The following is a 26,655-nucleotide window of genomic DNA, read 5'->3' as shown; positions in this document are numbered from 1 at the left end:
CGGCGACACAGGTGTGGACGCGGTGAGCGAAGCGCTCACCGGACGCCGACAATTCGCCTTCAATTGACGGCAATCAGGCTTCCAGCACGATGGCGTGGATCTGCCGGCCATAATCCGGCTCGCCGCGATGCACCGAGCGGCGATAGCTGAACAGTTTCTCGTCCGGGTAGGTGTCGATACCGGTGTCGTCGATACCGCCCACGCCTGAGCGCGTCAGCCGCATCCGGATATAGCCGGCGAGGTCGAACATGGCGTGGCCGTCGTTTGCCGAGGGGATGAAGAACAGCGAATTCTCGCCGTCCTCGCGGACGAAGCGCTCGACGAATTCGGCGCCAACCTCATAGCTCGGCTGCCGGATCAGGGGGCCGATCGCGACCTGGATCCGGGTGCGGTCGGCGCCGAGTTTTTCCATTGCGTCGATGGTGGCCTCCAGCACGCCGGTCAGCGCGCCCTTCCAGCCGGCATGCGCCGCGCCAATCACCCGCGCATCGGGATCGGCAAACAGGACCGGGCCGCAATCGGCGGTGGTGACGCCGAGCGCCAGGCCTTCGACGCGGGTCACCATCGCATCGGCGCGCGGCCGGGTGGCTGTGTCCCATGGCGCGGTGGCGAGTGCGACATCCGGCGAATGCACCTGGTGCACGGTCAGGAAATGCGCGGCATCGACGCCGATCTCCGCGGCCATGCGGCGGCGGTTTTCCGCGACATGGGCGGGGTCGTCATGGGAGCCCAGCCCGCCGTTCAGCCCGGCATAGATGCCTTCGGAGACGCCGCCGTCGCGGGTGAAGAAGGCGTGGCGCAGGCCCGGCAGCGCGGCGAGTTTCGGGGACGTGAAGGTCATGCTGTGGCTGGCTCCTGGCCGGTGTCGTCGCTCAGCGCCACCAGGGTCTCGAGCTGCGGGTCGGAAATGCCGATCACCTTGAACATCGAGCCCATGCCCTGGCCGCCGTCGACCAGCCGCGCCAGCGCGCTGGTGACGTCTTCGACGACTTTCGGGCTGGCCTTGGCGGTCAGGGTCTGCGCGCGGGTCTCGATGCCCAGTCGCTTGAGGAATTCGCCCTGCGTCACAGGGCCGTGGACGCGGGCGCCGACGTCTTCGGCGGCGCGCCCCAGCGCCTCGAAATCGACATGGGCGGTGATGTCGGCCTCGCCGGGATTGCGCAGCGGATCGGCGAAGGAGTGCCGCGCGATTGCCTGCAGCGTGTCGCCGGCGTCCGAGCGGGTATGGCCGTAGTCGATCACCAGCGCCGCGCCGCCCTCGTCGCGGACGCGGGTGGCGATCTTCATCATCTCGGAATCCGGCCGCCATTCGAACACGGCGCCGACCGGCGCGGCGCGCACCAAAGGCGGCAGCAGCTGCTCGAAATGCGGCATCGGCTCGGGCGCCGCGCCAAAGCCGAAGCCGCCATCCTCCTCGACCTCGACGGTGCGCTCGTGCCAGCCGTTGCTGTGCCGGACCACCTGGTGCACCGGCAGCACGTCGAAATATTCATTGGCCAGGATCACCGACGGTCCGGCCGGGACGTCGTCGAGGCTGGTGTGCCAGCTGATCTTGCGCACGTTGGACAAGGTCGCCTTCTGTTTGCTGCGCAGCATCGGGTTGATCTCGACCAGATGGACATGCAGCGCCTGATACAGCGGCGGCAGCACGCGCAGCGCGCGCAGCGCGTCCGCCATCATGGTGCCGCGGCCGGGGCCGAGCTCGATCAGGTGCAGCACCGGCGGCGATCCCATCGCGCGCCAGACCGAGGCCGCCCACAGCCCGATCAGCTCGCCGAACATCTGGCTGACTTCCGGCGCGGTGGTGAAATCGCCCTCGCGGCCCAGCGGGTCGCGCGATACGTAATAGCCGTAGCGCGGATGCGTCAGGCACAGGTCCATGTAGCGCCACACCGGCATCGGGCCGGCGGATTTGATGAGGCGCTTGATTTCGTCCGAGAGCGGGGAGGGTGGCGAGATGTCGGTCACGTCAGGCCTTGCTGGGCTGCGGTTCGGGGCTCACCGCAGCATGCCGCGGCGGCTTGCGCCAGGCCAGCACCATCAGCACCAGTCCCACGACAATCATCGGCACCGACAGCAGCATGCCCATCGTCAGCCCGCCCCACAGGAAGCCGAGTTGCGGGTCCGGCTCCCGGAAGAATTCGCCCGTGATGCGCGCCAGGGCATAGAAGAAGATGAAGGCGCCGAGGATCAGGCCGGGCCGCTTCAGCGCGCCGGCGCGGATCATCAGCGCCAGGATCAGGAACAGCACGATGCCTTCGAGCCCGGCCTCGTAGAGCTGGCTGGGATGGCGGGGCTGCGGCCCGCCATTGGGAAACACCATCGCCCACGGCACGCTGGCGTCCGCCGGCCGGCCCCATAATTCGCTGTTGATGAAATTGGCCAGCCGGCCAAGCAGCAGGCCGATCGGGCCGACCGCGCAGGTGATGTCGCCGAGCGACAGGACCGAGATCCCGCGCTTCCAGGCGAACGCCATCACCGCCACCACGCAGCCGAGGAAGCCGCCGTGGAACGACATGCCGCCCTTCCACAGCTCGAGGATTTCGGCAGGATGGGCGACGAAGAAGTCGAGGTTGTAGAACAGCACGTAGCCGGTGCGGCCGCCCAGGATGATGCCGAGCGTCACCCACAGGATGAAATCGTCGAATTGCAGCAAGGACACCGGCGACGGCCCGCCCCACAGCCGCTCGCGCTTGATCAGCGCGCGGGCATAGACCCAGCCCAGCACGATGCCGCCGATATAGGCCAGCGCGTACCAGCGGATCACGATCGGGCCGAGCGCGATGGCGATCGGATCGAACACCGGGAATGCGATGGTCAGGAAGGGGATGTCTGCAAAGGCCATGGCCTGACTTACGGGTCCGGGCGGCGGCAGTAAAGCGCCACTGTATGACGATTGCGTGCCATCCGGAATGCGGCTTCCCGGCGATCAGCAGGCTTGAACTGCGCCGCCGGGATCGCCATTGTCGATCTGAAGATCCCTTTTGCGAGATGGCCTGACGGCCGGAGTTCCTGCCATGACCCAGACCAACAACCGCTTCCTCGACGAGATCGGCCGCCTGATGAACGACGCCGCCGGCGCCGCCCAGGGCGTCAAGCGCGAAGTCGACACCGTGGTGCGCAACCAGGCCGAAAAGATCCTGCGCGACCTCGACATCGTCAAGCGCGAGGAATTCGAGGCTGTCAAAGACATGGCCCGCCTCGCCCGCGAGGAAAACGAGACCCTGAAGGCCCGCATCGCGGCGCTGGAATTAACGCTGGCCGGCAGCGAACCGAACGGCATCTGAGGTCAGTGTTGGGCGTTTGGTTACGCCTCGACGTAATCCGCGATGCTGGTCGGGGCAGGTACCGGCAGGCCGTCTTCTTTCAGCCCGTCGATATGAAACCGGATCGCATCGCGAATTTCGACTTCGACAGCTTTGATAGTGTCGCCGGTCGTCACACAGCCGGGCAGGTCCGGCACGTAGGCCGAATAGTTGCCGTCGGCCTTCTCGATCACTATCGCGTATCGCATCAGCGTCGTTCCTTCAGACCAGCCTGCTTCAAAATACTGGCAAACGTCCCCGGTGCAAGGTCATCGGACGGCTTGCCGGCGACCGTTACGCGGCCGGGCTTCGATGCATGTTTGTATTGACGGTGACTGCCGCGGGTAGCGACCAGAGATCAGCCGTCATCTTTGATCAATAGAATGGCGTCGCGGACTTTCATCGCCTGCCGGTGGTTGGATGGCCAGAAGTGCCACAAATTCCGGCGGGAAAGACGGGCCAAACCACTACCATTCCGCAAAATCCCCCTGCATTTCCTTGTCTTTCCGCCCCTTTGGCGTTAAAAGCCCGGCACGTCTGCAGCCCCCGCACCCCTGGAGGCTTGCTGCGACGACGACACGGGCCGCGCGGCGGCCCTAAACTTTTTGAAAAACAAGGACTTAAACGATGGCGACCGTCAAGGAATTGAAGGCGACCGTACGTTCGGCAGGCGGCAAGGGGGCCGCACGGGCAGTACGGCGCACCGGCCGAGTTCCGGGAGTAATCTATGGTGACAGCAAGCCCCCGGTGTCGATTTCGGTCGATGATGCCGAATTGCGCCAGCGCATTCTGGCCGGCCGCTTCCTCACCACGATCTATGACATCGATCTCGATGGCACCAAGCACCGCGTGATTCCGCGCGACTTCGCGCTCGATCCCGTCAGGGACTTCCCGCTGCATGTCGACTTCCTGCGCCTCGGCGAAGGCGCCACCATCCGCGTCAGCGTTCCCCTCCACCTCAAGGGCGCCGATGTCGCTCCGGGCGTGAAGCGCGGCGGCACCATCAACGTCGTCACCCACACGCTCGAACTCGAAGCCGAGGCCGACAGCATTCCGCAGTTCGTCGAAGCTGACGTGTCGACGCTGGATATCGGTGGTTCGCTGCATCTGACCGACATCAAGCTGCCGAAGGGCGTCAAGACGCTGGCGCGTGCCGAAGACGTTACTCTGGTCACGATCGTGCCGCCGTCGGGCTATGGCGAAGAACCCGCCGCAGGCACCGCTCCCGCTGCCGGTGCCGCTCCTGCGGCTGCCGCCAAGGCTCCGGCCGCCGGCGCCAAGGCTCCCGCTGCTGGTGCGAAAGCCCCGGCCGCTGCCGCCAAGGCACCCGCCGCCCCGGCGAAGAAGAAGTAACCAGGCGCGGACACCCGCGTCATGCAGCTCTTTGTTGGTCTCGGAAACCCTGGTGCGAAATACCAGGGCAACCGGCACAATATCGGCTTCATGGTTCTCGACGAGATCGCGCGGCGTCACGGGTTTGCCCCGTGGCGCCGCCGCTTTCAGGGCGAGACCTCGGAAGGCAATCTCGGCGGCGAGCGGGTCATCCTGCTGCGGCCGCTGACCTTCATGAACGATTCCGGCATCTCGGTGCAGGCCGCAGCCTCTTTCTTCAAGATCGCGGTCGGTGACATCGCGGTGTTTCACGACGAACTCGAACTTCCGTTCTCGAAAGTGCGCGTCAAGGTCGGCGGCGGCATCGCCGGACATAACGGGCTGCGCTCGATGTCTGCCCATGTCGGCAACGAGTATCGCCGCGTGCGGCTCGGCATCGGACACCCCGGCGCCAAGGAACTGGTGCACAACCACGTGCTCAGCGACTTCGCCAAGGCCGAACGACCGCAGCTCGAAGCGCTGGTCGATGCGGTGACGGACAATGTGGCGCTCTTGGCCGACGGCCGCGACTCCACGTTTCAGAACAAGGTGCATCTGACGATGCAGGCCAAGGGTTTCACGTCGAAAGACGACACCGGCACGTAAGTGCCGAACCATTCAGGACAGGTCATGGGATTCAAATGCGGTATCGTCGGGCTGCCGAATGTCGGCAAATCGACGCTTTTCAATGCGCTCACCGAAACCGCGGCCGCCCAGGCGGCGAACTATCCGTTCTGCACCATCGAGCCGAATGTCGGCGAGGTCGCAGTGCCGGATTCGCGGCTCGACAAATTGTGCGAGATCGCCAAATCGCAGCAGATCATCCCGACGCGGCTGACCTTCGTCGATATCGCGGGTCTGGTGAAGGGCGCCTCCAAGGGCGAAGGCCTCGGCAACCAGTTCCTTGCCACCATCCGCGAAACCGATGCCATCGCGCACGTCGTGCGCTGCTTCGTCGATGACGACATCACCCATGTCGAAGGCAAGATCGATCCGCTCGCCGACATCGAGATCATCGAGACCGAGCTGATGCTCGCCGATCTCGAATCCTGCGAGAAGCGCGTCGACAACCTGACCAAGAAGGCCAAGGGCAACGACAAGGACGCCAAGGAGCAGCTCGATCTGGTGCAGCGTGCGCTGGTGCTGCTGCGTGAGGGCAAGCCGACCCGTTTCCTGGAGCGCAAGCCGGAAGAAGAGCGCGCCTTCGGCATGCTCGGCCTGCTGACTTCGAAGCCGGTGCTCTACGTTTGCAACGTCGAGGAAGGCGCGGCTGGCGAGGGCAATGCCTATTCGAGGCTGGTGGCGGAGCATGCCGCCAAGGAAGGCGCGGTCGCCGTGGCGATCTCTGCGAAAATCGAATCCGAAATCGCGACGCTGTCGCGTGCCGAGCGCGCCGAATTCCTGGAGACGCTGGGCCTCGAAGAGGCCGGCCTGGATAAGCTGATCCGCGCCGGTTATTCACTGCTGCATCTGATCACCTACTTCACGGTGGGACCGAAGGAAGCCCGCGCCTGGACCATCACCAAGGGCACCAAGGCGCCACAGGCCGCAGCGGTGATCCACACCGACTTCGAGAAGGGCTTCATCCGCGCCGAGACCATCGCCTATGACGACTATGTCAATCTCGGCGGTGAATCCGGTGCCCGCGACGGCGGCAAGCTGCGCCTCGAAGGCAAGGAATATGTCGTCGCCGACGGCGACGTGCTGCACTTCCGGTTCAATACTTAAGTACAAAACCGGCCCCTCCGCGTCATTGCGAGGAGCCCTTGCGACGAAGCAATCCAGTTCTCTGCTTGTGGCTCTGGATTGCCGCGTCGCTTCGCTCCTCGCAATGACGGGGAGGGCATGACTCCCGGCTCAATGCCCGTGATGCTGCCCCTGATCCCGGATCGCGCCGAGATGCTCGTTGATCCGGAACACGATCAGAATGAACTCCGCCGCAATGCGCGAGAAGATGATGCCGACCACCGTTCCGGCAAGGCTGGACAGCACCACCATGAAGCCGCCGAACGGGCTCACCGCCATCGCGGCAAGGCCGGAGAACACGCCCGAAACGCCGACCAGGATCATCAGGACCATCACCAGCCAGTAGAACGTCTTGATGATGGTCGGCGTGATGAAACGGTCCCATTGAAACAGGTCGCGAAATTCAAACATCGATGGTCTCCCCCCGGCGCGTCAATTGAGCATATTGGCATGTAAAACTGCTGCAGGCCGTAACGTCGAACCATGGCCTGAGCATGATCGGGCCTGCCATGCGGCGTCCCGGGTTGAGATTGCGGTCAATAACGGCCACAATCGGGCTTCCTCCACGGCATATTTTTCATGACCCTGACATTCGAACATTTTCAGCCGGGCCACCTCGGCAGCTATGGACCGCGCCATATCACCCGCGAGGAGATCATCGCGTTCGCCGCCGAATACGATCCACAGCCGATGCATCTCGACGATGACGCCGCCAATGCGTCCTTGCTCCGCGGCCTCGCCGGTTCGGGCTGGCATATGTGCGCGCTCATGATGCGGATGATGTATGACGGCTTCCTGCATGAAACCGCGTCGCTGGGCTCGCCCGGCGTCGATGAGATGAAATGGCTGGCGCCGTTCCGCCCCGGCGACGCCATGATGCTCGACGTCGAAGTGCTGCAGGCGCGACCCTCGCAGAGCCGGCCCTCGACCGGCATCGTCACGTTCAAATGCAGCACGCGCAACGCCCTCGGGCCGCTCGCCGAAATGACCGTGGCGGTCATCATCGGCCGCGCTGCGGTTGCCGCGGAGCAGGCCTGACATGCGCTTTCTGGAAGACATCGAACTGGGCCATCGCCGCGAGATGGGCTCGTTCACCTTCACCGCCGAATTGATCAAGGCGTTCGCCGTGCAGTTCGATCCACAGCCGTTTCATCTCGATGAGGAAGCCGCCGAGAAATCGCTGTTCGGCGGGCTTGCGGCGTCCGGCTGGCACATCACGGCGGTAGGCATGAAGCTCCTGGTGGCCGACAGCCAGCGGCAGATGGCGGAAGCCTCCGCGCGTGGCGAGGTGCCGGCGGTGTGGGGGCCATCGCCCGGTTTCCGCGAGCTGCGCTGGCTCCGGCCGGTGCTGGCCGGCGATACCATAAGCTACGCCAATGAGGTCGCAGCCGTGCGCGCCACCGCCTCGAAACCGGGCTGGGGCATCGTGCAGGCCCGCAACACCGCTACCAACCAGCGTGGCGAAGTGGTGTGCACCTTCCTCGCCACCGCCTTTGTTCCACAGCGGAGCGTGGCCGTCTGAGCACACTTCGCCGGAAACAACTGGCTATTTAACCATTACCAAATTCGGCCAAGGAACTGCCTTGTTGTTAAGGCGTTCTGAACCGTGTGTTGTTGATGTACGACACACGGACGATGACGATAAAGATAAAGAGATCTTGGGGACTTCGATGGCTGACCGCACCGGACTTAAATTTGTAGGCTTCATCTTTGCCAGCGTGACGCTGGCCGTGATGTTCGCGACCTGCATGGTGGTGAAGGGTTACGCCGACGGCGCCTATTCACTCGACACGATGCAGGTTTCCTCGGACCTTCAGTAATGTTTTGTTAACCGCCGCACCGCGGCGATCGCGGGGCCGCTCAGCGGCTCCAGCCCCAGGCCAGCACGGCCACTGCCACCACCAATAATCCGACAAATCGCACGATGATGATTCCGATCTGCGGCGGCGAACTGCGGGCCGGAATCGGCTCGGTCGTGGTCGGTCTGATGGTCTTCATGAACGTCCCCAGGCGTGGTCTGCGCAGGGTATAGTCGCGCCGATCGGCCTAAAAGTTCAATCGTACCGATTGAAGCGGTTGTTTTTCCCGGTCGTCCCCGAGACAATGCAGGCATCGAAGGTCAGGCCTCATCAAACAAAATGCCGCTCCCTTCCGGAAGCGGCATTTTTCGAAGTCGGTGGCTTTGTCGATCAGTCGTGGCGCAGGCCGTCGGCGGTGCGCTTCCACTGGGCGACATTGTCGGCGATCAGCCGGGTCGATTTCATCGCAGCCTGGCTGAGCTGGGCGTAGCCGGAGATTTCGCGCTGAACGCGCTGGCCTTCGGCATGCAGCAGGTCGCGCAAGGCTTCCAGTTCGCTGACGAGATTCTCGATCTCGGCGAGCGAGGTGCCGGCAACGCGCTGGATCAGCGAATTGACGCTGTTGACCGTGGCTTCGGTGGATGACTCCATCGGCAGGTCGGTGCTGGTGGGGGCGCTGCTCACGACGCCAGCCGCCGGGCGGCGCAGATAGGCGACGTCATTGCGCACGAAGTCGCGGATCCCCGCTTCAACTTCGGAAACGGCGGCCAGATCGCTGTCTTCGGTGACGGGATCGGTCTTCTCGGAATGGATCGCATTCATCGGCTCTTCCTTGTTTCGCGTTGAGCGAGCGCGGCTGTCCCCCGCATGACGGACTCATCGCTCGATTAATCACCTGAATTTGACCAGAACGCGGCCGTGGTGCGGCAATAGCCATGTTTGCGGACTATCGGCAAAAGCGATGAAGGCTTCGTTACGATTACCAGCTGTGCTTGAAGCCGGCGGTCAGGCTCTTGTTGGCCGGACCCTGCAGCGTCTCGCTGATAGTGCCGGAGACGCTGACGCCGCCGAACAATTTCTGCTCGGCGCCGACCTTGCGCAACCATCGGTCGTCGGTGGTGGCCAGTGTCTGGCCGGCGAGCAGGCTGGTGCCGCTGTCGGCGATGCTCAGCTTCGCCTGCTGGTCTGTCTCGTAGCTGCGGGTGGCTCGGCCGTTGAAGCCGATGATCGGCACGCTGCCCTGCTGGATCACGTTGTAGCCATTCTGCAGCGTCAGCGAATACTGGTTGCCGGCCAGCGGCACCGACTTGCTGAACGAGGTGCCGAACTTGCTCTGGTCCGACAACGGATCGACGCGAGCCTCGATCGCGGTCTTGTCCCAGATCGCGCCCATGCCGGGCGCGGTCATCGCCGCCCAGGCGGTGCCGCCCGAGTTCGACTGCGTCCCGGTGCCGAACTGGTTGCGGTAGGCGTCGGCGGCGCTGAAGGCCGAGGGCTGGCTGGCGACGTTGAGGTCGGCGCCGATTCGGGTGTCCCAGAACGGCAGCAGCGGCTGCTTCACCGACACCGCGGCGGAGCCATCGGCGTTTTTATGCGTGCTCCAGGCCGAGGCTGCCGCTTTGGCCGCGGCGCGCTGCTCGCGCGGCGAGGCGCTGGCGATCGGGCGGCTGGTGTCAAGCAGCGACCAGTCCGGCTCGGGAAGATCCTCGATAGCGGCGGGCGGGGCATCGGTCGGGGCGATCTCGGCGGGCGGCGCAAGATCGAGGCCGCGCCAGGCATCCTGCGCGGACACCGGCGTCAACCAGATCGCGGCGCCGAGCGGCGCGGCTGCCAGGGTCGCCAGCGTCGATTTCATTGTCGTCGTCATCATCATCAAGATCAAGCCGATGCCCCGATCACCCCGTGCGGGGGACAGGATACCAGCCGTCTCGTCGAAAGTGTGGCGATGCAGCATGCAGATCGCTCAAGCCTTCGTGACGACCGCGCGGCTGGGCGTGGCCGCCGGGCTCAAAAGCCCATCGGCAGACGGATGCCGAACCCGATCGTGAGCAACAGCGCCCCGATCACCGCGCCGACGCTGCCGCCGAGCGCGGCCCCGGCCGCGCGCCGCGCCGGCCAGGCGAGAGCGCCGATCACACCGCCGACGATCAGCCCGGGCGCGAAAATCCCCAGCAGGACGGACAGAAATCCCAATGCGCTCCAGTGCAGGCCGACGCTGGACACGAACGGCCTATTTCTTCGGCGACGATCCTGAAGCGGTCTTGCCGGCGGCGAACGGATTCACGGGGGCGTCGCTTCCCTTCTTCATGTTCTTGTCGGCCTTCGGTTTCTTCTTCTCTTTGTTGGACTTCATTTGGCCTTTTGCCATGACACGATCCTCGGCGCCCGGTTGATGGACTCGGCGCGCCAGCAAAATAGCAGGTCGTGGGAGATTTGTATCTGACGGCGTTGGAACGCGTAGGGTGGGCAAAGGCGCTGTCTTGTCCGCCGAAGCCCGCAGGGCGAAGGCGGATGCGCCGTGCCCACCATCGGCGATGCGGTGGGCACGCCGCCGCGCGTTACGCGCACGTCGGCTTTGCCCACCCTACGGCTCGGCCGTCAGCACACCACCGCGAGCACGCAATTGGTCGGCAGCACCCCGCGGAGCAGCGGCTGCGGCGTGCCGTAATAATTGCGGTAGTGGAAATCGCCCGCCTGGCCGTAATAGCCGGCCACCCGCGGAGAGGTGCGCACATAGCCGGGATCGACCACCACCACCTCGTCCTGGGTCACGACCGCCCCGCGGACGACCTTCGTCGGCTCGGCAAACACCGCGCCGAGCCGGGACCGGTGCGCCATGTCGGCGGCCGAGGCCGAGGTCAGGCTGCCGATGAGGCTGAGTACGACGGCGAAAGCGGCGTGGGCGAATGTGATCGGCATGGTCCGGCTCCGATGATTCGCCAGATCATAGCGGTGCGGCGTTAGTAAAGGTTAACGCCGCACCATTGGTCAGCTTAGGCCGCCCGGACATCCGCGAGGAAGCGATGCAACTGCGCGGCGAGGTCCTCGGACTGCTGCGACAGCTCTTCGGCGGCGCCGAGCACCTGCGTGGCGGCTGCGCCGGTATCGTTGGCCGCCTGCTGCACGCCGGTGATGTTGGAGGTGACATGCTGCGTGCCGTGCGCGGCTTCCTGCACGTTGCGGGCGATTTCCCGTGTCGCCGACCCCTGCTGCTCGATCGCGGCGGCGATCGCCTGGCCGATCTGCTCGATCTCGGTGATCACGCTGACGACATTGCGGATCGCGGCGACGGATTCGGCGCTGGCGCCCTGGATGGCGGCGACCTGTTCGGAGATTTCTGTCGTTGCCTTGGCAGTCTGGCCGGCAAGCGATTTCACCTCGGAGGCGACGACCGCAAATCCACGCCCGGCCTCGCCGGCGCGCGCGGCCTCGATGGTCGCGTTGAGCGCCAGCAGGTTGGTCTGCGCGGCGATGTTCTGGATCAGGATCACCACGTCGCCGATCTTCTGCGCGCCGGCGGCGAGCGACTCTGCGGTGTCGCCGGTGCGGCGGGCATCGACCACGGCACGCGCGGAAATCTGCGCGGACTGCGCGACCTGGCGGCTGATCTCGGTGATCGACGACGTCAGTTCTTCGGTGGCGCTGGCGACCATCTGAACGTTCGACGAGGTCTGCTCCGACGCCTCGGCCACGACGCCGGCCTGGCGGTTGGTCGTGGTGGCGGTCGAGGACATCGAGCGCGCGGCGCTCTCCATCGTTGCGGACGACGTCGACAGCCCGCTGACGAGTTCGCCGACCCGCGCTTCGAAGGATTTCGCGAGGTCGTCGAGCAGGCTGGCGCGGCGCATCTTGGCGTCGTTCTCGGCCGCCTGATCCGCGGTGAGGCGGCTGGCGGTGATCATATTGTCCTTGAACACCTGGACGGCGGCGGCCATCGCGCCGATCTCGTCCTGGCGATCGCTGGCTGGCGTCGCTTCTGACGCGTCGCCGCTGGCAAGGCGCGTCATCGACGCCGTGATCGCGACGATCGGCTGCACGATCCGGCGCCGTACCGTCACCACCATGGCAACACTGGCACCCACGACAGCGAGCAACACAATGAGCGCGATGACGAAGCTGAGCCGCGCGCTGTCATACGAAGATTCGAGCAGGGATTCGGCATTGTCGTAGAGCGCTTCGCGCACGCCGATCACCGAATTCAGGCCAAGCTGCGATTCCACATAGAACGCATCGACGTCATGCTCGTACTTGCCGCTCACCGCGCCGGCCCTGACCAGCTTCAGCTCATTGCCGAAGCGATCGACATAGGCCTCTTTCATCTTGTCCAGCGCGGCCACGACATTGGCGGGCGTGGCCGGGTTGCCGCGCATCTCCATCAGCGACGCCAGCACCTGGTCGGTGGCGCCCTGCGAGCGGGCGAGATCCAGCCGTTCGGCCTCGGTGCCGGCGCGGCCCGCGCCGACCAGATTCTTGTGCACGCTGGCATTGTAGCCGCCGACGTCGCGCAGCATCCAGGCGGTATTGGCGTTGATCGCCTGGCGATAGGCGTCGCCATTGCCGGCCGCCATCTTGCGCACCTGATCGGTGAGCAGCACGGTGACGACGCCGTTCAGGCCGGAATTCTCCGCGACGACTTTCTTGGCGGCGTCGCGACGCGCTTCTGCCGGTCCTGCGATGGCCGCGTCGGTCGTGCCGCGCAGCGCCTTGAAGCGCTGGCCGATGTCGTCGATCTTCGGTGCGATCTCGGCGGCGTCGTCGAGGGTGGCGACGGTGGTCGCGCGCAACTGCTCCATCTTCTCGATCGCACCGTCGGTTAGCTTGCGCAATTTTTCGAGATCGGCGCGCATCTTCGGATCGACAACCGCGGGCCCGAACAGGATGTTGGTGGAGAAGCCGCGTTCCGAATTCAGATAGCGCGGGATGTTGCCGACGGCGCGGACCAATGCCAGGCGCGTCTGCGCCGTCGCCACTCGTCCCATCGTGTCGAACTTCGATGCCGCAATGTAGACGGCGAGGCCGCCGGCGGTCGCCGACAGCGAAGCGATGGCAATGGTGAGCAAGGTACCGATCTTCATGAAACACCGTCCGGCGAAAAAGGAATAGATATAAGATGCCACCAGCCTAGGGGGCTTGAATTAATCAAGCATTGATGGGGGGCGCCGCGCACGACGCGTATGTGAGGATATCGCGCGCCCAGGTTGCGTATTTGAACGTCGGCGTGTGGAGCCGATCGAAGGGATGCAGATGCAGTTGTTGCTATCGATGGTTCTGGCGCTGCTGACAGTCGCCTCGTCGGCCATGGCGCAGTCCCCTGCGGCGGACGTGGTGCGTGACCTCGCGCCCTCCGGCACGCTGCGCGCCGCGATCAATTTCGGCAACGGCGTGCTGGCGCAGAAAGGGGAGGGTGGCGTGCCGCGCGGCGTCTCCGTTGATCTCGCCACCGAACTCGCCAGGCGGCTCGGCGTGCCGGTTGCCTTCGTGCCCTACGAGGCTGCCGGCAAGGTGTTCGAGGGCGCGAAGTCTGGCGAATGGGACATCGGCTTCATGGCGATCGAGCCGGTGCGTGCCGCGGAGATCGCGTTCACCGCGCCCTATGTGGTGATCGAGGGCACCTACATGGTACGGCAGGACTCGCCGTTTAGAGACGTCGACGACGTCGACAAGCCCGGCGTCAAGATCGCCGTCGGGCTCGGCTCGGCCTACGACCTCTACCTCACCCGCACCATCCAGCACGCCAAAATCCTGCGTGTCAAAACCGGCGGCGGCACCGCGATGATCGAGATGTTTGTTGGCGACCATCTCGACGTAGCCGCCGGCGTCCGCCAGCAGCTCGACGCCTATGCCAAGGACCATCCGGAGATGCGCGTGATGCCGGGCCATTTCCAGGAGATCGCGCAGGCAATGGGCATGCCGCGCGTGGAAGGCCAAAAGCGCGACGCCGGCGCGAAATATCTCGCCGCCTTCGTCGAGGAGATGAAGGCCTCGGGCTTCGTCGCCGACGCCTTGAAGCGCAGCGGGCAGGTGGCCCAGGTGGCGCCGCCGGCTGCGAAGTAGCGCGCGACGTCAATGCAGCCAGGCCATGACCGATTTTCGGAAGAAGGCGCGATCATTATCCCTCCTCGCGAATCTTCGCTTCGCCGGGCGGAGCGAGCGAGAAGGCAGCCCTGCAGTCGTACGGCTTGACTTCGCGGCCGCGTCGGCCAATCTCCCGCCACAACAAGATCAAAAACACGTAGGGAGAACACCATGGCCGAGGCCTATATTATCGACGCCGTCCGCACGCCCCGTGGCATCGGCAAGGTCGGCAAGGGCGCCTTGTCCGAGCACCATCCGCAGCATCTCGCCGCCACCGTGCTGCGCGCCATCGCCGAGCGCAACCATCTCAATACCGCGGATGTCGACGACGTGATCTGGTCGACCTCGACCCAGCGCGGCAAGCAGGGCGGCGACCTCGGCCGCATGGCGGCGCTCGACGCCGGCTACGACATCAAGGCCTCCGGCACCACGCTCGACCGCTTCTGCGGCGGCGGCATTACGGCCGTGAACTTCGCCGCGGCGCAGATCATGAGCGGCATGGAAGACGTGGTGATCGCCGGCGGCACCGAAATGATGTCGCTGACGGGCGCGATCGCTGCCGAGGACATGGCCGCCGGCAAGCCGCCGCTTGGCATGGGCTCCGGCAACAAGCGTCTCGCGCAGGTGCATCCGCAATCGCACCAGGGCATCTGCGGCGACGCCATCGCCTCGATGGAAGGGATTTCGCGCGAAGCCTTGGATGCGTTGGGCCTCGAAAGCCAGCGCCGCGCCGCCGTGGCGATCGCCGAGGGCCGTTTCGACAAGAGCCTGATCCCGGTCAAGGACGACGCCGGCAATGTCGTGCTGGCGAAGGACGAATTCCCGCGTCCCAATACGACCGCCGAAGGCCTCGCCGGCCTCAAGCCGGCGTTCGCCGCGATGGCCGATCATCCGCTCGACGAGCAGGGCACTACCTATCGTAGCCAGATCAACCAGAAATATCCCGATCTCAAGATCGAGCACTTCCACCACGCCGGCAATTCATCGGGCGTGGTCGACGGCGCCGCCGCTCTGCTGCTGACGTCGAAGGACTACGCCGACAAGCATGGCCTGAAGCCGCGCGCGCGCATCGTGGCGATGGCCAATATCGGCGACGATCCGACGCTGATGCTCAATGCCCCGGTACCCGCCGCGCGAAAAGTGCTGGCCAAGGCGGGTCTCACCGTGGACGACATCGACCTCTGGGAGATCAACGAGGCCTTCGCCGTGGTGGCGGAAAAATTCATCCGCGACCTCAAGCTCGACCGCGACAAGGTCAACGTCAACGGCGGCTCGATCGCGCTCGGCCACCCGATCGGCGCGACCGGCGCGATCCTGATCGGCACCATCCTGGACGAGCTGGAACGCCGCAATCTGAAGCGCGGGTTGGTGACCATGTGCGCCGCCGGCGGCATGGCGCCGGCGATCATTATTGAGCGGGTGTAACCTCCTTCGTCTCCGGCATCTCACTGTCGTTCCGGGGCGCGAGCGCATCAGCGCGAGCGAACCCGGAACCTCAATATGGGACGATGAACATCTCGGGATTCCGGGTTCACGCTTCATCGGCTTCGCCGACCGCAGCGTGCCCCGGAATGACAGCCAGGGACGCAGGGCTTCGCTTCCAATTGAATGGCGCCCACGCGCCGTCGCTTTCGCGCCATCGCGCAAATTCGCCTCCCCCGGTTTCCCCTCGCCCAACGAGGGGGACGACGCGCCGAAAGGCGCAACTTGTATAGTCACGCTCCGGGCCACGGCCTGCGACGGCCCTGTCCCGGCGCGCGTCGCCTTTCGGCGCGCCATCGCGGCGTCTTGTGTCCGGGGGACCGTGCTTCCGGGGACGTGGCGGGCCTCCGGCAACTGCCGTCAGCCCCGGCGTTTCCGCCGTTCGTCTGTCCCGCGTCCAGCCGACAAAGTGCGGCAGAGCCCCGTAGTAGGCCCGGACGGCGACCCCCGGCCTCCCGGGGCCGTGGGTGCGAGCCACGTCCGCAGGCGCCGCATCCCGCTCCACTCCCAGAGCGCCCTCGAGAAGCGCCCCTCATGGGCGGGACGGGGAGGGGTATATAGTCCTGTAGGGATATTGTCAAGATAACTATGGCGCGGACAGCTACAAAAAGCTTCCGTAATTTTAAAAAACTGACTTCTATTCGGCGTACTTTCTTCAAATCTTTACAAGGAGCGGTCCGTGACAAGTGAGATTAGTTGGGAGGATTTCAAATTTTCTGTCAATGAACTCCTCGAGAAAGCCAGTGCAGATGGCACGACAATACTTTTCCGAGGACATGCATCCAGCTCTTGGAAGCTGGACACCACTTTGCAGCGAAGCGAGCACTACGAAGAAGTGTCCGACTACTATCGACTGATTCTCAGGATAAAATCGGAGGTCCAGGCTCTGACGGGAAATTCGTGGCTTGACGAACCGAATTTTTCGATTCTGGAGCCGAAAATCTTAAACGACTACGATAGCTTTAATCGAACGTTCAATTTCGGAAACTTGCCTCACTATGCGTACATGGTCTATTTGCGTCATCATGGCTTTCCGTCCCCATTATTAGACTGGAGCGCATCCCCCTTTGTCGCCGCTTACTTTGCCTTTCACTCTGTCACGGAGGAAAGCGTTGCTATATTCGCGTTTCGCGATAGAGCAGCCGGCGGCTTTAAGGTCGGGGGAAGCGATAGTCCATCAATCACGCAGTTGGGGCCGTACGTTCTCGGGCCGAAACGACATTTCTCGCAGCAATCGCAATATACAATTTGCACTTCTTGGGGCGGAGGGAGACCGCTATTTGCGGACCATTCCGAGGTCTGCCAGCCTTACGATCCAGAGGCAAAATTTCAGCAGGACGTAGTTTTTAAGTTTGTTATCGCGAATAGCGAACGAAAAAAGGCTCTCAAAGAGCTGCAGCGCTATAATCTAAGTGCGTTCACCCTTTTCGGCTCGGAAGATAGCTTAATGGAGAGCCTGTCCATTCGGGAGGAGCCTTAATTCACGAAAGCTATTCCGATGTCGTTTTCGAGAGAGCCTATCGCTCGCCATACGATGGAGGCGTTACTTCGAACGGCACGTCCTGGCCGGCCCGCGGGTCGCCGTTGTCGAGCAGCACGTCCTGTATCATGTCCGGCAGTTTGCGGTACAGGATTTCGAACGTATCCGATTCGGTCACCAGCGGGATCGTGTCGCTCTGCACGACCCAGACCTGGGCTTCTTCGTCGTAGTCGACATTGATGATGAGGGACAGGGTCGTCTCCCGGCGCAATGGTTCGGCCTTGTTGAAATCATAGCGCGTCGGGGTGAATTCTCAATTGGATATCACCGGCGGGCCGTGCGCCGTGCGGCTCCCCCCTCTCCCTGACCCTCCCCCACGAGGGGGGAGGGGACACTGCTGCCGTGCCGTCTCAGAAGAAGCTACCGCTTCTTCCACCCGCCCCGATGCCCCGGCGCGCCGCCGGAGCTTCTGGCGGTCGGGCCGAACTCCGGTCCCGATTGCCGTGAATCCTTCGGCTGGAAGATCTTGCTCTCCGTCCCCGGGCCCATTTCGTCGAGCGTCGGCTTGCGCGGACGTCCGACCTTCTTGCCGCGATCCGGCAGCACTTCGTGCCAGGTGGCGATGCCCATCTCATCCAGGCCGGGCTTGTGCACTTTCGACGACGGCGTGTTGTTGCCGCCGCGCTTGGCCGAAAGCTTCGGCATGTTGGCGCTGGCGCCGAACTGCTTGTCGCCCTTGAACGAACCGGCCGCGCCGGCCACCTTGCGCTGCTTGGCGGTGGGGTCGTCCACGACAGCTAGCTCGGTCGCGCGCAACCGCTTGACCTCGTCGCGCAGTCTTGCTGCTTCCTCGAAGTTGAGGTCGGCGGCGGCTTCGCGCATGCGGGTTTCGAGATCGCCCAGCACGGCCTCGAAATTGTGCCCGATGGCCATGACGTCGTCGGCCATGCCGCCATTGCCGATTTCCACCAGCACGTGGTCGCGCTCGTAGACCGAGTTCATGATGTCGCCGATCGACTTCTTGATGCTCGCCGGCGTGATGTTGTGGAGCGTGTTGTATTCGACCTGCTTTTCGCGGCGGCGGTCGGTCTCGGCGATGGCGCGCTCCATCGAGCCGGTCATCTTGTCCGCATAGAGGATCACCTTGCCGTCGACGTTGCGCGCCGCGCGGCCGATGGTCTGGATCAGCGACGTCTCGGAGCGCAGGAAACCTTCCTTGTCGGCGTCGAGCACGGCGACCAGCGCGCATTCGGGAATGTCGAGGCCTTCGCGCAGCAAATTGATGCCGACCAGCGCGTCGAACGCGCCGAGCCGCAGGTCGCGGATGATCTCGATGCGCTCGATGGTGTCGATGTCGGAGTGCATGTAGCGCACGCGGATGCCCTGCTCATGCAAGTACTCGGTCAGATCCTCCGCCATGCGCTTGGTCAGCACGGTGATCAGCGAGCGATAGCCGGCCGCGCAGGTGGCGCGGACCTCGCCGACGAGATCGTCGACCTGGGTGCGCGCCGGGCGGATGTTGATCGGCGGATCGATCAGCCCGGTCGGGCGGATGACCTGCTCGACGAACACGCCGCCGGATTCGTTGAGCTCCCACGCGGAGGGCGTGGCCGACACCGCGACCGATTGCGGGCGCATCATGTCCCATTCCTCGAAGCGCAGCGGCCGGTTGTCCATGCAGGAGGGCAGGCGGAAGCCATATTCCGCCAGCGTCGCCTTGCGCCGAAAATCGCCTTTGAACATGCCGCCGATCTGCGGCACGGTGACGTGGCTCTCGTCGGCGAATACCAGCGCGTTGTCCGGCACGTATTCGAACAGGGTCGGCGGCGGCTCGCCCGGCCGGCGGCCGGTGAGATAGCGGCTGTAATTCTCGATGCCGGCGCAGGAGCCGGTGGCTTCCATCATCTCGATGTCGAAGGTGGTGCGCTGCTCGAGCCGCTGCGCTTCCAAGAGGCGGCCCTGTTCGTGCAGCTGCTCGAGCCGCCATTTCAACTCGGCCTTGATCGACTTGATCGCCTGGATCAGGGTCGGCCGCGGCGTCACGTAATGCGAGTTGGCGTAGATCTTGATGAATTCCAGCTCGTCCTGCTTGTGGCCGGTGAGCGGGTCGAATTCCTCGATGGTCTCGACGGTGTCGCCGAACAGATTGACGCGCCAGGCGCGGTCTTCGTAGTGCGCCGGGAAGATGTCGATGACATCGCCGCGCACGCGAAAAGTGCCGCGGGTGAAGTCGTGTTGTGTGCGCTTGTATTGCAGCGCCACGAGGTCGGCGATCAACTGCCGCTGGTCGATGCGCTCGCCTTTCTTCAGGGCGAAGGTCATCGCGGTGTAGGTCTCCACCGAGCCGATACCGTAGATGCATGACACGGAAGCCACGATGATGACGTCGTCGCGCTCCAGCAGCGCGCGCGTCGCCGAATGGCGCATGCGGTCGATCTGCTCGTTGATCGAGGAATCCTTCTCGATATAAGTGTCGGTCCGCGGCACATAGGCCTCGGGCTGGTAGTAGTCGTAATACGAGACAAAATATTCGACGGCGTTGTCGGGGAAGAAGCTCTTGAACTCGCCATAGAGCTGCGCCGCCAGCGTCTTGTTCGGCGCGAGGATGATCGCCGGGCGCTGCGTCGCCTCGATCACCTTGGCCATCGTATAGGTCTTGCCGGAGCCGGTGACGCCGAGCAGCACCTGGGTGCGGTCGTTGCGGCTGATGCCCTCGACCAGTTCCTTGATCGCGGTCGGCTGGTCGCCCTTCGGCTCGTATTCCGACTTGATGACGAATTTCACGCCGCCTTCGGACTTGTCGGGGCGTGGCGGGCGATGCGGAACCCAGATCTTGTCGTCCTTGAATTCGGGGCGGCCATTGGTGACCAGCGCTTCCAGCGCGTCGGCGGTGGCCTGCACGCCCAAAGCTTCCATCTTGTTGCGCGGCGGGCGGGCCAGCGCGGCATTGTCCTCTTCCTCGGTGGTGAAGCCATATTGCTTCGCCAGTTCCGGGTCGAGCGTCGGGATCGCCGCATGCGTGCCATAGACGGCCTGCGGCGCTTCCTCGAAACCCTGTTCGCTCAGCCGCGGCGCGTAAGGCCGCGCCGGCTGCGGCAGCGGCTGCAACGGGGTGGGGCGCGGACCGCTATCGCCCTTGAAGTTCTTCGGCGTGGAGGCGCGGGCGCGATGCACCGCTGCCTCGCCGCCGGAGCGGCGCTCCAGCGAATTGCTCGGTGGCGGCTGCAGGCCGGTCGAGGAACCCATGCCGGCCTCGCCGCGGTTGATCGCGGGATTCAGCAGTTCGGCCAGCGCCGGGCCGATCGGCTTGACCTCGGGTCGCCCCGCGCCGGGCTTCGCCGCCGGGGTCTTCGCGCGCTTGATGGGGGACTTCTTGGGTGTCTCGGGAGTTTTCGCCATACAGGGAATATGGGGCGAGTCCCCCGGCGATAAAAGCCCTGCCGCCGCGGCTTCAGCAGCGCATTTCCGGCGGGCGCGGCCTGGTCATCTTCCTCATGTCCCGAAGTCGGGGGAACACCGAAAAGCTACAGCGCGCGCGCGGCGTTGCCCTTGAACAGGATCGGGCCGGTGGGCCGGCCGATCGGCGAGCCGCCTTCGGGTTCCAGGGTGATCTCGAACAGCTGGTCGGCGACCGTGTCCGGCAGCGATTCCAGATTGAGCTGCAATGTGCGGGACTGCGAGGCGAGGCCGATCGATTTCGGCCCGATCGCACGGTCCCACAGCGTCCAGACCTGCAGCGTGCGGCCGGCCGGCACGTCGATGGCGCGCAGCGGGATCAGTTCGACGCGGCCGTTGGAGAACGTGTTGACGATCGCGCCGGCTTCTTTGGTCGTATCGTTGACCAGCACCGCGACATAGATCGGCTTGCGCTGCGCCAGCGCCACCAGTTCGTGGCGAAGCTGCCGCGAAGTCGCCAGCGCGCCGATCATGATCATCGCGAAGGCCAGCGCCGCAAAGGCGCCGCCGATCCCGGCGCCGCGCCAGAACCGCAAATTGTTCCACAGCGTGGCACCGCGCAGCGCGTTGCGCGCGCCCGGCAGCGGGATCGCCGGCGCAACTCTGGTGCTTGCGGCAATGCGGTCCCACAGCGCGGCGCTGGGCTGCATTTCCTCGGCGGTGGCATCGAGTTCGGCGAGCCGCTCGCGCCAGGCATGGACCGCGCCGGCGAAGGCGTCGTCGCTGTCGAGACGCGACTCCGCGGCGGCCAGTTCGGCGCCTTCCAGCAGGCCCATCACATAGTCGGCGGCGAGGTCATTGATGTGGTCGTCCTCGGGCAGGCTCATCCCATGCACTCCTGCAGCGAGAACAGGCCGCGGCGCACCCAGCTCTTCACGGTGCCGAGCGGCACCTTCATGCGACCGGCGAGTTCGCCGTGGCTCATGCCATGCGCATAGGCCAGCACCACCACGTCGCGCCGTGGCCGGTCGATGCGCTCCAGGCAGCGCCGCAGCGCCGAGGTCTCGGGCAACCGCGTCATGGTCGCCTCGCAGTCGATCTCGAGCGCGGTTTCGACGGAGGCGTCATAGCGGTGCTCGTTGCGGTGGATGCTCAGCGCGCGGTTGCGCACGATGGCATAGAGCCAGCCGCGCGCGCTGCCGCGGTGCGGATCGAAACCGGCCGCGCTGCGCCAGATCCGCATGAAGGCGTCATGCACGGCTTCTTCCGCGAGGTCCTGCCGCAACAGGATGCGGCGCGCGACGCCGATCATCCGCGGCGCCTCGCCGGCATAGATCATCTGCAGCGCGGCCCGGTCGCCCGCCGCGCAGCGCGCCAGCGCAGCCGCGAGCTGCGCCTCGCGCTCGTTGTCGAGCAGGCGTCTCTCGCTCCGCTTCGTTATGGTGCCACTCCCGGTCATTCCGATGCCTTTGCATGTCCACTGTACTCTGGCCGTGCGGCATTTGGATGCAGTGGCTCGGAAATTATTCGCAAAATTATTTTGACCGCCGTGCATCCAATCCACGGGGTCGGCCGGTACTCCCTGTGTCGATCCCGAGAGGATCGTGAAACCCAGGGAGCTACCCATGAAGATTCACTCGCTACTCGCCACCTCCGTCGCCCTGCTGCTGACCTCCGCCGCCGCCAACGCCGCGCAGGTCGCAGCCCTGGTCGGTGGCGATACCATCGCCATGGTCGATACCGCCCAGAAGAAGGCCACCGGCTCGGTCAAGGTCACCGGCATCACCGGCATGCTGGTCGGCATCGACGTGCGACCGTCGGACGGCCTTTTGTACGGCCTGGTCGATGACGGCACCGTCGTCACCATCGCCGCCGACGGCAAGGCGACGATGAAGTCCAAGCTCGACACCATGCTGGCCAAGGGCGTCACAGCCACCGTCGACTTCAACCCGGTCGCCGACCGCCTGCGCGTGATGGGTTCGGACGGCATGAGCCTGCGCGTCAATGTCGACGACGGCAAGGTGACCAAGGACGGCGACCACAAATACGCCGAAGCCGACATGCACAAGGGCGAGAAGCCGAACGTCATCGCCGGCGCCTACACCAACTCGGTGAAGGGCACCAAGGAAACCGCATTGTTCAATATCGACGGCACGATCGGCGCGCTGGTCAAGCAGGCGCCCCCGAATGACGGCATCCTCGGCGCCGTCGGCAAGCTCGGCATTAAGCCTTCCGCGGTGGCGTTCGACATCTGGTCGGACGGCACCAAGAACGAAGCCTGGCTGATGGCCGACGGCACGCTGTATTCGGTCGATCTCGCCACCGGCAAGGCCACCGAAGCCGCCAGGATTGCCGGCGTCACCGGCAAGGTGACCGACATCGCCATCATCGGGATGTAAGTTTCAACGAACGGGAAAATGAACGATGCCGCGTCCGCAAGGGCGCGGCATTTTCATGCGCGGGAAAGCCGTTGACTTGCCGCGTCAAATCCGGCGACCTTCGCGTACCCGCATCTCCCTCCGATGCTCCCCTCCATTCCTTGCGCCCGTGCATGACGGCTGCGGAGAATTACGATGACACGACAACTCTACGAACTGGTCGGCACGGATGCGGATCGTCCGTTCAGCCCGTTCTGCTGGCGGACGCGGATGGCGCTGGCGCATAAGGGGCTCGAGACCGCCTCGGTGCCGTGGCGCTTTACCGAGCGCGAGGCGATTGCGCCGCACGGGTCCGAGAAGGTCCCGGTGCTGATCGACGGCGATCGCACGGTGTCGGACTCCTGGGCCATCGCCTGCCATCTCGAAGACGCCTATCCTGATCGGCCCTCTTTGTTCGGCGGCGACGGCGGCCGTGCGATGGGGCGGATGCTGAACTGGTGGGGCGATACGGTGGTGATCGGAGGCCTGTTTCCGATGATCGTCGCCGATATCTGGGCGCATCTGCGGCCGCAGGACCAAGCCTATTTCCGGCAGTCGCGCGAGGCCCGTTTCGGCAAGACGCTGGAAGAGGTTTCGGCGGATCGCGAGCAGCGCGTCGCCGGCTTCCGCAAATCGCTGGACCCGATGCGGCTGACGCTCAAGACGCAGCCCTTCCTCGGCGGCGAGGCGCCGAACTATGCCGACTATATCATGTTCGGCGGCTTCCAATGGGCACGCGCGATCAGCGCGTTCCCATTGCTGGCGAAGGAGGATGCGATCTACGCTTGGCGGGAAAAGCTGCTGGATGCGTTTGGCGGTCTGGCGCGGCGCTCGCCGGGATATGACGTTTAGGCGTGACCGCCCTCAATTGTCTGTGACGGCCGCCATCGGAACGATGAGCAATTGGCCGGGTTAGGCGTGCTCATCACGAGGATTGCAGCATGACCACCCAGGACAACGATTCTACACGCCTATCACTCACGCGACGAAACGTCGTCGGCGGAGCAGGCTTGGGTCTCGCCGGTCTGGCAACCTCGGCCGCTCCCGCTTTTGCGCAAGGAAATCCGCCGATGGCCGCCGTTCCGCTCGAAGATCCCCGCACCAAATATCCGGTGCCGCCCTACAAGAAGCAGTCGCAAAAATGGCCGGGCCTGGCCAGCCAGATGGATCCGCTGCCGGACCATGGCGAGAAGAGCTACAAGGGGTCAGGCCGTCTTGCCGGCCGCAAGGCGCTGATCACCGGCGGCGATTCCGGCATGGGCCGCGCCGCGGCGATCGCCTATGCGCGCGAGGGCGCCGACGTCGCCATCAATTATCTACCGGATGAAGAGCCCGACGCACAGCAGGTTATCGCGCTGATCAAGGCCGAGGGCCGCGTCGCGGTGGCGATCCCCGGCGATCTGCGTTCCGAGGCGTTCTGCCAGGAGATGGTCGCGAAGGCGGTGCAGGGTCTCGGCGGGCTCGACATTCTCGTCAACAATGCCGGCCGGCAGCAGACCCAGGCCTCGATCATGGACATCACGTCGGAAGAATTCGACGCTACCATGAAGACCAACATCTACGCGCCGTTCTGGACCATCAAGGCGGCGATGCCGCATCTCAAGCCGGGCGCGGTAATCATCGCCAGCTCGTCGGAGCAGGCGATCGATCCCTCGGCCGAACTCTACGATTACGCGCAGACCAAGGCCGCCACGACCAGCTACGTCAAATCGCTGGCCAAGCAGCTGGCGGCCAAGGGCATCCGCGTCAACGCGGTGGCGCCCGGTCCGATCTGGACGCCGCTGCAGGTGTCCGGCGGGGCGACCATGGAGAAGCTGGAGAAGTTCGGCGCCACGACGCCGCTCGGCCGCGCCGGCCAGCCGGTCGAGCTGGCATCGATCTATGTGCAGCTGGCGGCGCCGGATGCGACCTACGCCACCGGCCAGGTTTACGGCGCCGCCGGCGGCTCTGGCCAGCCGTAGCGCAGCCGGCTGTCACGGCCTGCCGGATCACATCGGCGCCGGACCTCGCGGTTCGGCGCCGGTTGTTTTTTCACACACATCGATAGGGACATTCTTAACCGGTAGGCGCATAAGGGTCGGAACATTCCCTGACTGAATTTTTCAAGGCCGCCATGTCTTTTCCGATTGATCCCGACACCGATGCCAAGATGTTTGAACTGGCGCCGGTTTCGCTGTGGATCGAAGACTACAGCGACGTCAAGGCGCTGTTCGAGCAGTGGCAGGCGCAGGGCGTCGATGACATCGGGACCTATCTGCTGGCCAATCCTGCCCGCGTCCAGGAATGCTCGCAGCGCATCCGCATCCTCCGGGTCAACCGCAAGACGCTGTCGCTGTTCGGGGCGCGCGACCTCAACCATCTGATGGTCAGCCTCAGCCTCGTGATGCGCGACGACACCTTCAAGAGCCACGTCTCGGAGCTGGCGCAATTGTGGAGCGGGCAGACCCAGTTCTCCAGCCACACCGTCAATTACACGCTGGCCGGCGACCGGCTCGACATCCAGTTGCACGGCACGGTGCTGCCCGGCCATGAAGCGCGCTGGGACCGCGTCATGATCGCGATCGAGGACGTCACCGAACGCGAGGGCGCGAGGCGCCGACTTGCCAAGAGCGAGGACTATGCGTTCGGCCTGTTCGCGCATTCGCCGGTGTCGCTGTGGGTCGAGGATTTCAGCGGTGTGAAACGGCTGATCGACGAAGTGCGCGAGCGCGGCGTCGAGGATTTTCGCGTCTTCACTGACGTGCATGAGGAGTTCGTGTCGCGCTGCATGAGCGAGATCCGCGTGCTCGACGTCAATGCCCGCACGCTGGAACTGTTCGGCGCGCCCGACAAGGAAACCCTGCTGCGCAATCTGGGCGACGTGTTTCGCGACGAGATGGGGCCGCATTTCCGCGAGCAGTTGATCGACCTGTGGAATGGCAAACTGTTTCAGCAGCGCGAGGTGGTCAATTATGCGCTCGACGGCACCAAGCTGCACCTGCTGCTGCAATTCTCCGTGCTGCCGAACCACGAGCGCGACTGGTCAAGGGTGCAGGTTGCGCTGACCGACATCACCGCGCGCAAGAAGGCGGAAGCCTATCTCGAATATCTCGGTACCCACGACGTGCTGACGCGAACGCTCAACCGGTCGTTTTATGTCGACGAGTTGAACCGGCTGGAGCGCAGGGGCCAGCAGCCGGTCACCATCATCATCGCTGATCTCAATGGGCTGAAGACCGCGAATGACGAACTCGGCCACGCCGTCGGCGACGCGCTGCTGCGCCGCGCCGGCGAGGTGTTCGGCTCGCTGGTGGAAAAGCCGGCGACGGTGGCGCGCATCGGTGGCGACGAGTTCGCGGTGCTGCTGCCCGGCACCGACGCCGCCGGCGGCGAAGCCGTGCTGGCGTCTTTGGCCGAACTGATCGAGGTCAACAACCAGTATTATCCGGACCTCGAGCTCAGCGTCTCGACCGGCATCAGCACCAGCCGGCCCGGCGAACGGCTCGAGCAGGTCGTCAAGCGCGCCGACATGCTGATGCTGCAGGCCAAGCGGCTGTACTACATCCAGACCGATCGCGACCGCCGCAGCGCCGGCGCGCACTGAA

Annotated in this window: 31 protein-coding genes; 14 read left to right on the top strand and 17 right to left on the bottom strand. The window is 64.7% G+C overall.

The genetic code is table 11. From position 1 onward, the window contains the following. Nucleotides 1-73: 73 nt before the first annotated feature. The 3 genes from pgeF to lgt all read right to left on the bottom strand — a co-directional run bounded on the left by pgeF (nt 74) and on the right by lgt (nt 2,830). Complete coding sequence (gene pgeF, locus FIU28_RS20695) at nt 74-841, bottom strand: peptidoglycan editing factor PgeF (protein ID WP_143575013.1); 768 nt, start codon at nt 839-841, stop codon at nt 74-76. Then, nucleotides 838-1,899: a class I SAM-dependent methyltransferase gene (locus FIU28_RS20690; RefSeq protein ID WP_143576316.1), complete on the bottom strand. Its 1,062-nt coding sequence runs from the start codon at nt 1,897-1,899 to the stop codon at nt 838-840. The genes pgeF and FIU28_RS20690 overlap by 4 nt, the downstream gene beginning before the upstream one ends. Before the next feature lie 70 nt (nt 1,900-1,969). Then, nucleotides 1,970-2,830 carry a prolipoprotein diacylglyceryl transferase gene (gene lgt / locus FIU28_RS20685; RefSeq protein ID WP_210245538.1) on the bottom strand — a complete coding sequence of 287 codons (861 nt, stop codon included), beginning with the start codon at nt 2,828-2,830 and terminating at the stop codon, nt 1,970-1,972. Nucleotides 2,831-3,017: 187 nt separating this feature from the next. Between lgt and FIU28_RS20680 the strand changes: the two genes are divergently transcribed. Beyond that, a complete protein-coding gene (locus FIU28_RS20680; protein WP_143575011.1) occupies nt 3,018-3,287 on the top strand; it encodes an accessory factor UbiK family protein in 270 nt (89 codons plus the stop codon). A 20-nt stretch (nt 3,288-3,307) separates the two neighbouring features. On the opposite strand, the gene FIU28_RS20675 is transcribed toward FIU28_RS20680, so the two are convergent. Next, on the bottom strand, nt 3,308-3,514 hold the full coding sequence (locus FIU28_RS20675) for a type II toxin-antitoxin system HicB family antitoxin (RefSeq protein WP_143575010.1): 207 nt from the start codon (nt 3,512-3,514) through the stop codon (nt 3,308-3,310). Continuing rightward, a complete protein-coding gene (locus FIU28_RS20670) occupies nt 3,514-3,660 on the bottom strand; it encodes a type II toxin-antitoxin system HicA family toxin (protein WP_246661025.1) in 147 nt (48 codons plus the stop codon). Before FIU28_RS20670 ends, FIU28_RS20675 begins: the two co-directional genes overlap by 1 nt. Before the next feature lie 272 nt (nt 3,661-3,932). Here FIU28_RS20670 and FIU28_RS20665 point away from each other — a divergent pair, with 272 nt between their 5' ends. From FIU28_RS20665 to ychF, 3 genes are read left to right on the top strand one after another with little or no spacing between them, the layout of a single operon-like run. Then, nucleotides 3,933-4,658 (top strand): 50S ribosomal protein L25/general stress protein Ctc, encoded by a 726-nt coding sequence (locus FIU28_RS20665; RefSeq protein WP_143575009.1) that lies wholly within the window; start codon nt 3,933-3,935, stop codon nt 4,656-4,658. Nucleotides 4,659-4,679: 21 nt separating this feature from the next. After that, nucleotides 4,680-5,282, top strand: coding sequence for an aminoacyl-tRNA hydrolase (gene pth, locus FIU28_RS20660; RefSeq protein WP_143575008.1), 603 nt, complete (start codon nt 4,680-4,682; stop codon nt 5,280-5,282). 24 nt (nt 5,283-5,306) lie between these two features. Next, complete coding sequence (ychF, locus tag FIU28_RS20655) at nt 5,307-6,404, top strand: redox-regulated ATPase YchF (protein WP_143575007.1); 1,098 nt, start codon at nt 5,307-5,309, stop codon at nt 6,402-6,404. A 129-nt stretch (nt 6,405-6,533) separates the two neighbouring features. Here ychF and FIU28_RS20650 read toward each other — a convergent pair whose 3' ends face one another. Then, nucleotides 6,534-6,833, bottom strand: a complete 300-nt coding sequence (locus FIU28_RS20650) for a DUF4282 domain-containing protein (RefSeq protein ID WP_143575006.1) — start codon at nt 6,831-6,833, stop codon at nt 6,534-6,536. 168 nt (nt 6,834-7,001) lie between these two features. On the opposite strand from FIU28_RS20650, the gene FIU28_RS20645 reads away from it, so the two are divergent. From FIU28_RS20645 to FIU28_RS26570, 3 genes are all read left to right on the top strand, one after another. Continuing rightward, nucleotides 7,002-7,460, top strand: coding sequence for a MaoC family dehydratase (locus tag FIU28_RS20645; RefSeq protein ID WP_143575005.1), 459 nt, complete (start codon nt 7,002-7,004; stop codon nt 7,458-7,460). A 1-nt stretch (nt 7,461) separates the two neighbouring features. Then, nucleotides 7,462-7,944: a MaoC family dehydratase gene (locus tag FIU28_RS20640; protein ID WP_143575004.1), complete on the top strand. Its 483-nt coding sequence runs from the start codon at nt 7,462-7,464 to the stop codon at nt 7,942-7,944. A 148-nt stretch (nt 7,945-8,092) separates the two neighbouring features. Further along, the gene (locus FIU28_RS26570) at nt 8,093-8,242 is read left to right on the top strand and encodes a hypothetical protein (protein WP_168203003.1); all 150 of its coding nucleotides are present in this window, start codon (nt 8,093-8,095) and stop codon (nt 8,240-8,242) included. 40 nt (nt 8,243-8,282) lie between these two features. Here FIU28_RS26570 and FIU28_RS26565 read toward each other — a convergent pair whose 3' ends face one another. The 7 genes from FIU28_RS26565 to FIU28_RS20615 all read right to left on the bottom strand — a co-directional run bounded on the left by FIU28_RS26565 (nt 8,283) and on the right by FIU28_RS20615 (nt 13,296). Continuing rightward, nucleotides 8,283-8,420, bottom strand: a complete 138-nt coding sequence (locus FIU28_RS26565) for a hypothetical protein (protein ID WP_168203002.1) — start codon at nt 8,418-8,420, stop codon at nt 8,283-8,285. A 191-nt stretch (nt 8,421-8,611) separates the two neighbouring features. Next, nucleotides 8,612-9,043, bottom strand: coding sequence for a hypothetical protein (locus FIU28_RS20635; protein ID WP_143575003.1), 432 nt, complete (start codon nt 9,041-9,043; stop codon nt 8,612-8,614). A gap of 157 nt (nt 9,044-9,200) precedes the next feature. Continuing rightward, a complete protein-coding gene (locus FIU28_RS20630) occupies nt 9,201-10,091 on the bottom strand; it encodes a hypothetical protein (RefSeq protein ID WP_246660754.1) in 891 nt (296 codons plus the stop codon). A 137-nt stretch (nt 10,092-10,228) separates the two neighbouring features. Then, complete coding sequence (locus FIU28_RS20625) at nt 10,229-10,444, bottom strand: hypothetical protein (RefSeq protein ID WP_143575002.1); 216 nt, start codon at nt 10,442-10,444, stop codon at nt 10,229-10,231. 7 nt (nt 10,445-10,451) lie between these two features. Further along, complete coding sequence (locus FIU28_RS26560; protein ID WP_168203001.1) at nt 10,452-10,589, bottom strand: hypothetical protein; 138 nt, start codon at nt 10,587-10,589, stop codon at nt 10,452-10,454. A gap of 230 nt (nt 10,590-10,819) precedes the next feature. Beyond that, nucleotides 10,820-11,140, bottom strand: a complete 321-nt coding sequence (locus tag FIU28_RS20620; RefSeq protein WP_143575001.1) for a hypothetical protein — start codon at nt 11,138-11,140, stop codon at nt 10,820-10,822. A gap of 74 nt (nt 11,141-11,214) precedes the next feature. Further along, nucleotides 11,215-13,296, bottom strand: a complete 2,082-nt coding sequence (locus FIU28_RS20615) for a methyl-accepting chemotaxis protein (RefSeq protein WP_143575000.1) — start codon at nt 13,294-13,296, stop codon at nt 11,215-11,217. A 169-nt stretch (nt 13,297-13,465) separates the two neighbouring features. Here FIU28_RS20615 and FIU28_RS20610 point away from each other — a divergent pair, with 169 nt between their 5' ends. The 3 genes from FIU28_RS20610 (at nt 13,466) to FIU28_RS20600 (ending at nt 17,258) form a co-directional block, all read left to right on the top strand. Beyond that, nucleotides 13,466-14,275 (top strand): ABC transporter substrate-binding protein, encoded by an 810-nt coding sequence (locus tag FIU28_RS20610; protein WP_210245583.1) that lies wholly within the window; start codon nt 13,466-13,468, stop codon nt 14,273-14,275. Nucleotides 14,276-14,467: 192 nt separating this feature from the next. Further along, entirely contained in the window at nt 14,468-15,721 is a 1,254-nt protein-coding gene (locus FIU28_RS20605) for an acetyl-CoA C-acetyltransferase (RefSeq protein ID WP_143574999.1), read from the top strand. Nucleotides 15,722-16,457: 736 nt separating this feature from the next. Next, nucleotides 16,458-17,258, top strand: a complete 801-nt coding sequence (locus FIU28_RS20600) for an FRG domain-containing protein (RefSeq protein ID WP_143574998.1) — start codon at nt 16,458-16,460, stop codon at nt 17,256-17,258. A gap of 37 nt (nt 17,259-17,295) precedes the next feature. On the opposite strand, the gene FIU28_RS20595 is transcribed toward FIU28_RS20600, so the two are convergent. The 4 genes from FIU28_RS20595 to FIU28_RS20580 all read right to left on the bottom strand — a co-directional run bounded on the left by FIU28_RS20595 (nt 17,296) and on the right by FIU28_RS20580 (nt 22,113). Then, a complete protein-coding gene (locus tag FIU28_RS20595) occupies nt 17,296-17,529 on the bottom strand; it encodes a DUF1902 domain-containing protein (RefSeq protein ID WP_246660753.1) in 234 nt (77 codons plus the stop codon). Between the two features lie 149 nt (nt 17,530-17,678). Beyond that, nucleotides 17,679-20,657 carry an excinuclease ABC subunit UvrB gene (gene uvrB / locus FIU28_RS20590; RefSeq protein ID WP_143574997.1) on the bottom strand — a complete coding sequence of 993 codons (2,979 nt, stop codon included), beginning with the start codon at nt 20,655-20,657 and terminating at the stop codon, nt 17,679-17,681. A gap of 125 nt (nt 20,658-20,782) precedes the next feature. After that, nucleotides 20,783-21,541: an anti-sigma factor gene (locus FIU28_RS20585; RefSeq protein WP_143574996.1), complete on the bottom strand. Its 759-nt coding sequence runs from the start codon at nt 21,539-21,541 to the stop codon at nt 20,783-20,785. Then, nucleotides 21,538-22,113: a sigma-70 family RNA polymerase sigma factor gene (locus FIU28_RS20580; RefSeq protein WP_143574995.1), complete on the bottom strand. Its 576-nt coding sequence runs from the start codon at nt 22,111-22,113 to the stop codon at nt 21,538-21,540. The genes FIU28_RS20585 and FIU28_RS20580 overlap by 4 nt, the downstream gene beginning before the upstream one ends. Nucleotides 22,114-22,279: 166 nt before the next feature. On the opposite strand from FIU28_RS20580, the gene FIU28_RS20575 reads away from it, so the two are divergent. The 4 genes from FIU28_RS20575 (at nt 22,280) to FIU28_RS20560 (ending at nt 26,654) form a co-directional block, all read left to right on the top strand. Beyond that, nucleotides 22,280-23,053, top strand: coding sequence for a DUF4394 domain-containing protein (locus FIU28_RS20575; RefSeq protein ID WP_143574994.1), 774 nt, complete (start codon nt 22,280-22,282; stop codon nt 23,051-23,053). Between the two features lie 174 nt (nt 23,054-23,227). Further along, nucleotides 23,228-23,923 carry a glutathione S-transferase family protein gene (locus tag FIU28_RS20570; RefSeq protein ID WP_143574993.1) on the top strand — a complete coding sequence of 232 codons (696 nt, stop codon included), beginning with the start codon at nt 23,228-23,230 and terminating at the stop codon, nt 23,921-23,923. A 218-nt stretch (nt 23,924-24,141) separates the two neighbouring features. Then, nucleotides 24,142-25,032, top strand: a complete 891-nt coding sequence (locus tag FIU28_RS20565) for an SDR family oxidoreductase (RefSeq protein WP_246660752.1) — start codon at nt 24,142-24,144, stop codon at nt 25,030-25,032. Nucleotides 25,033-25,184: 152 nt separating this feature from the next. Beyond that, a complete protein-coding gene (locus FIU28_RS20560; RefSeq protein ID WP_143574991.1) occupies nt 25,185-26,654 on the top strand; it encodes a sensor domain-containing diguanylate cyclase in 1,470 nt (489 codons plus the stop codon). Nucleotide 26,655 lies beyond the last annotated feature (1 nt).

The organism is Tardiphaga sp. vice154, from assembly GCF_007018645.1.
Classification (GTDB): Bacteria; Pseudomonadota; Alphaproteobacteria; order Rhizobiales; family Xanthobacteraceae; genus Tardiphaga.
The sequence above is the reverse complement of the archived record's forward strand: the minus strand, read 5'-3'. Positions and strand labels throughout refer to the sequence as shown.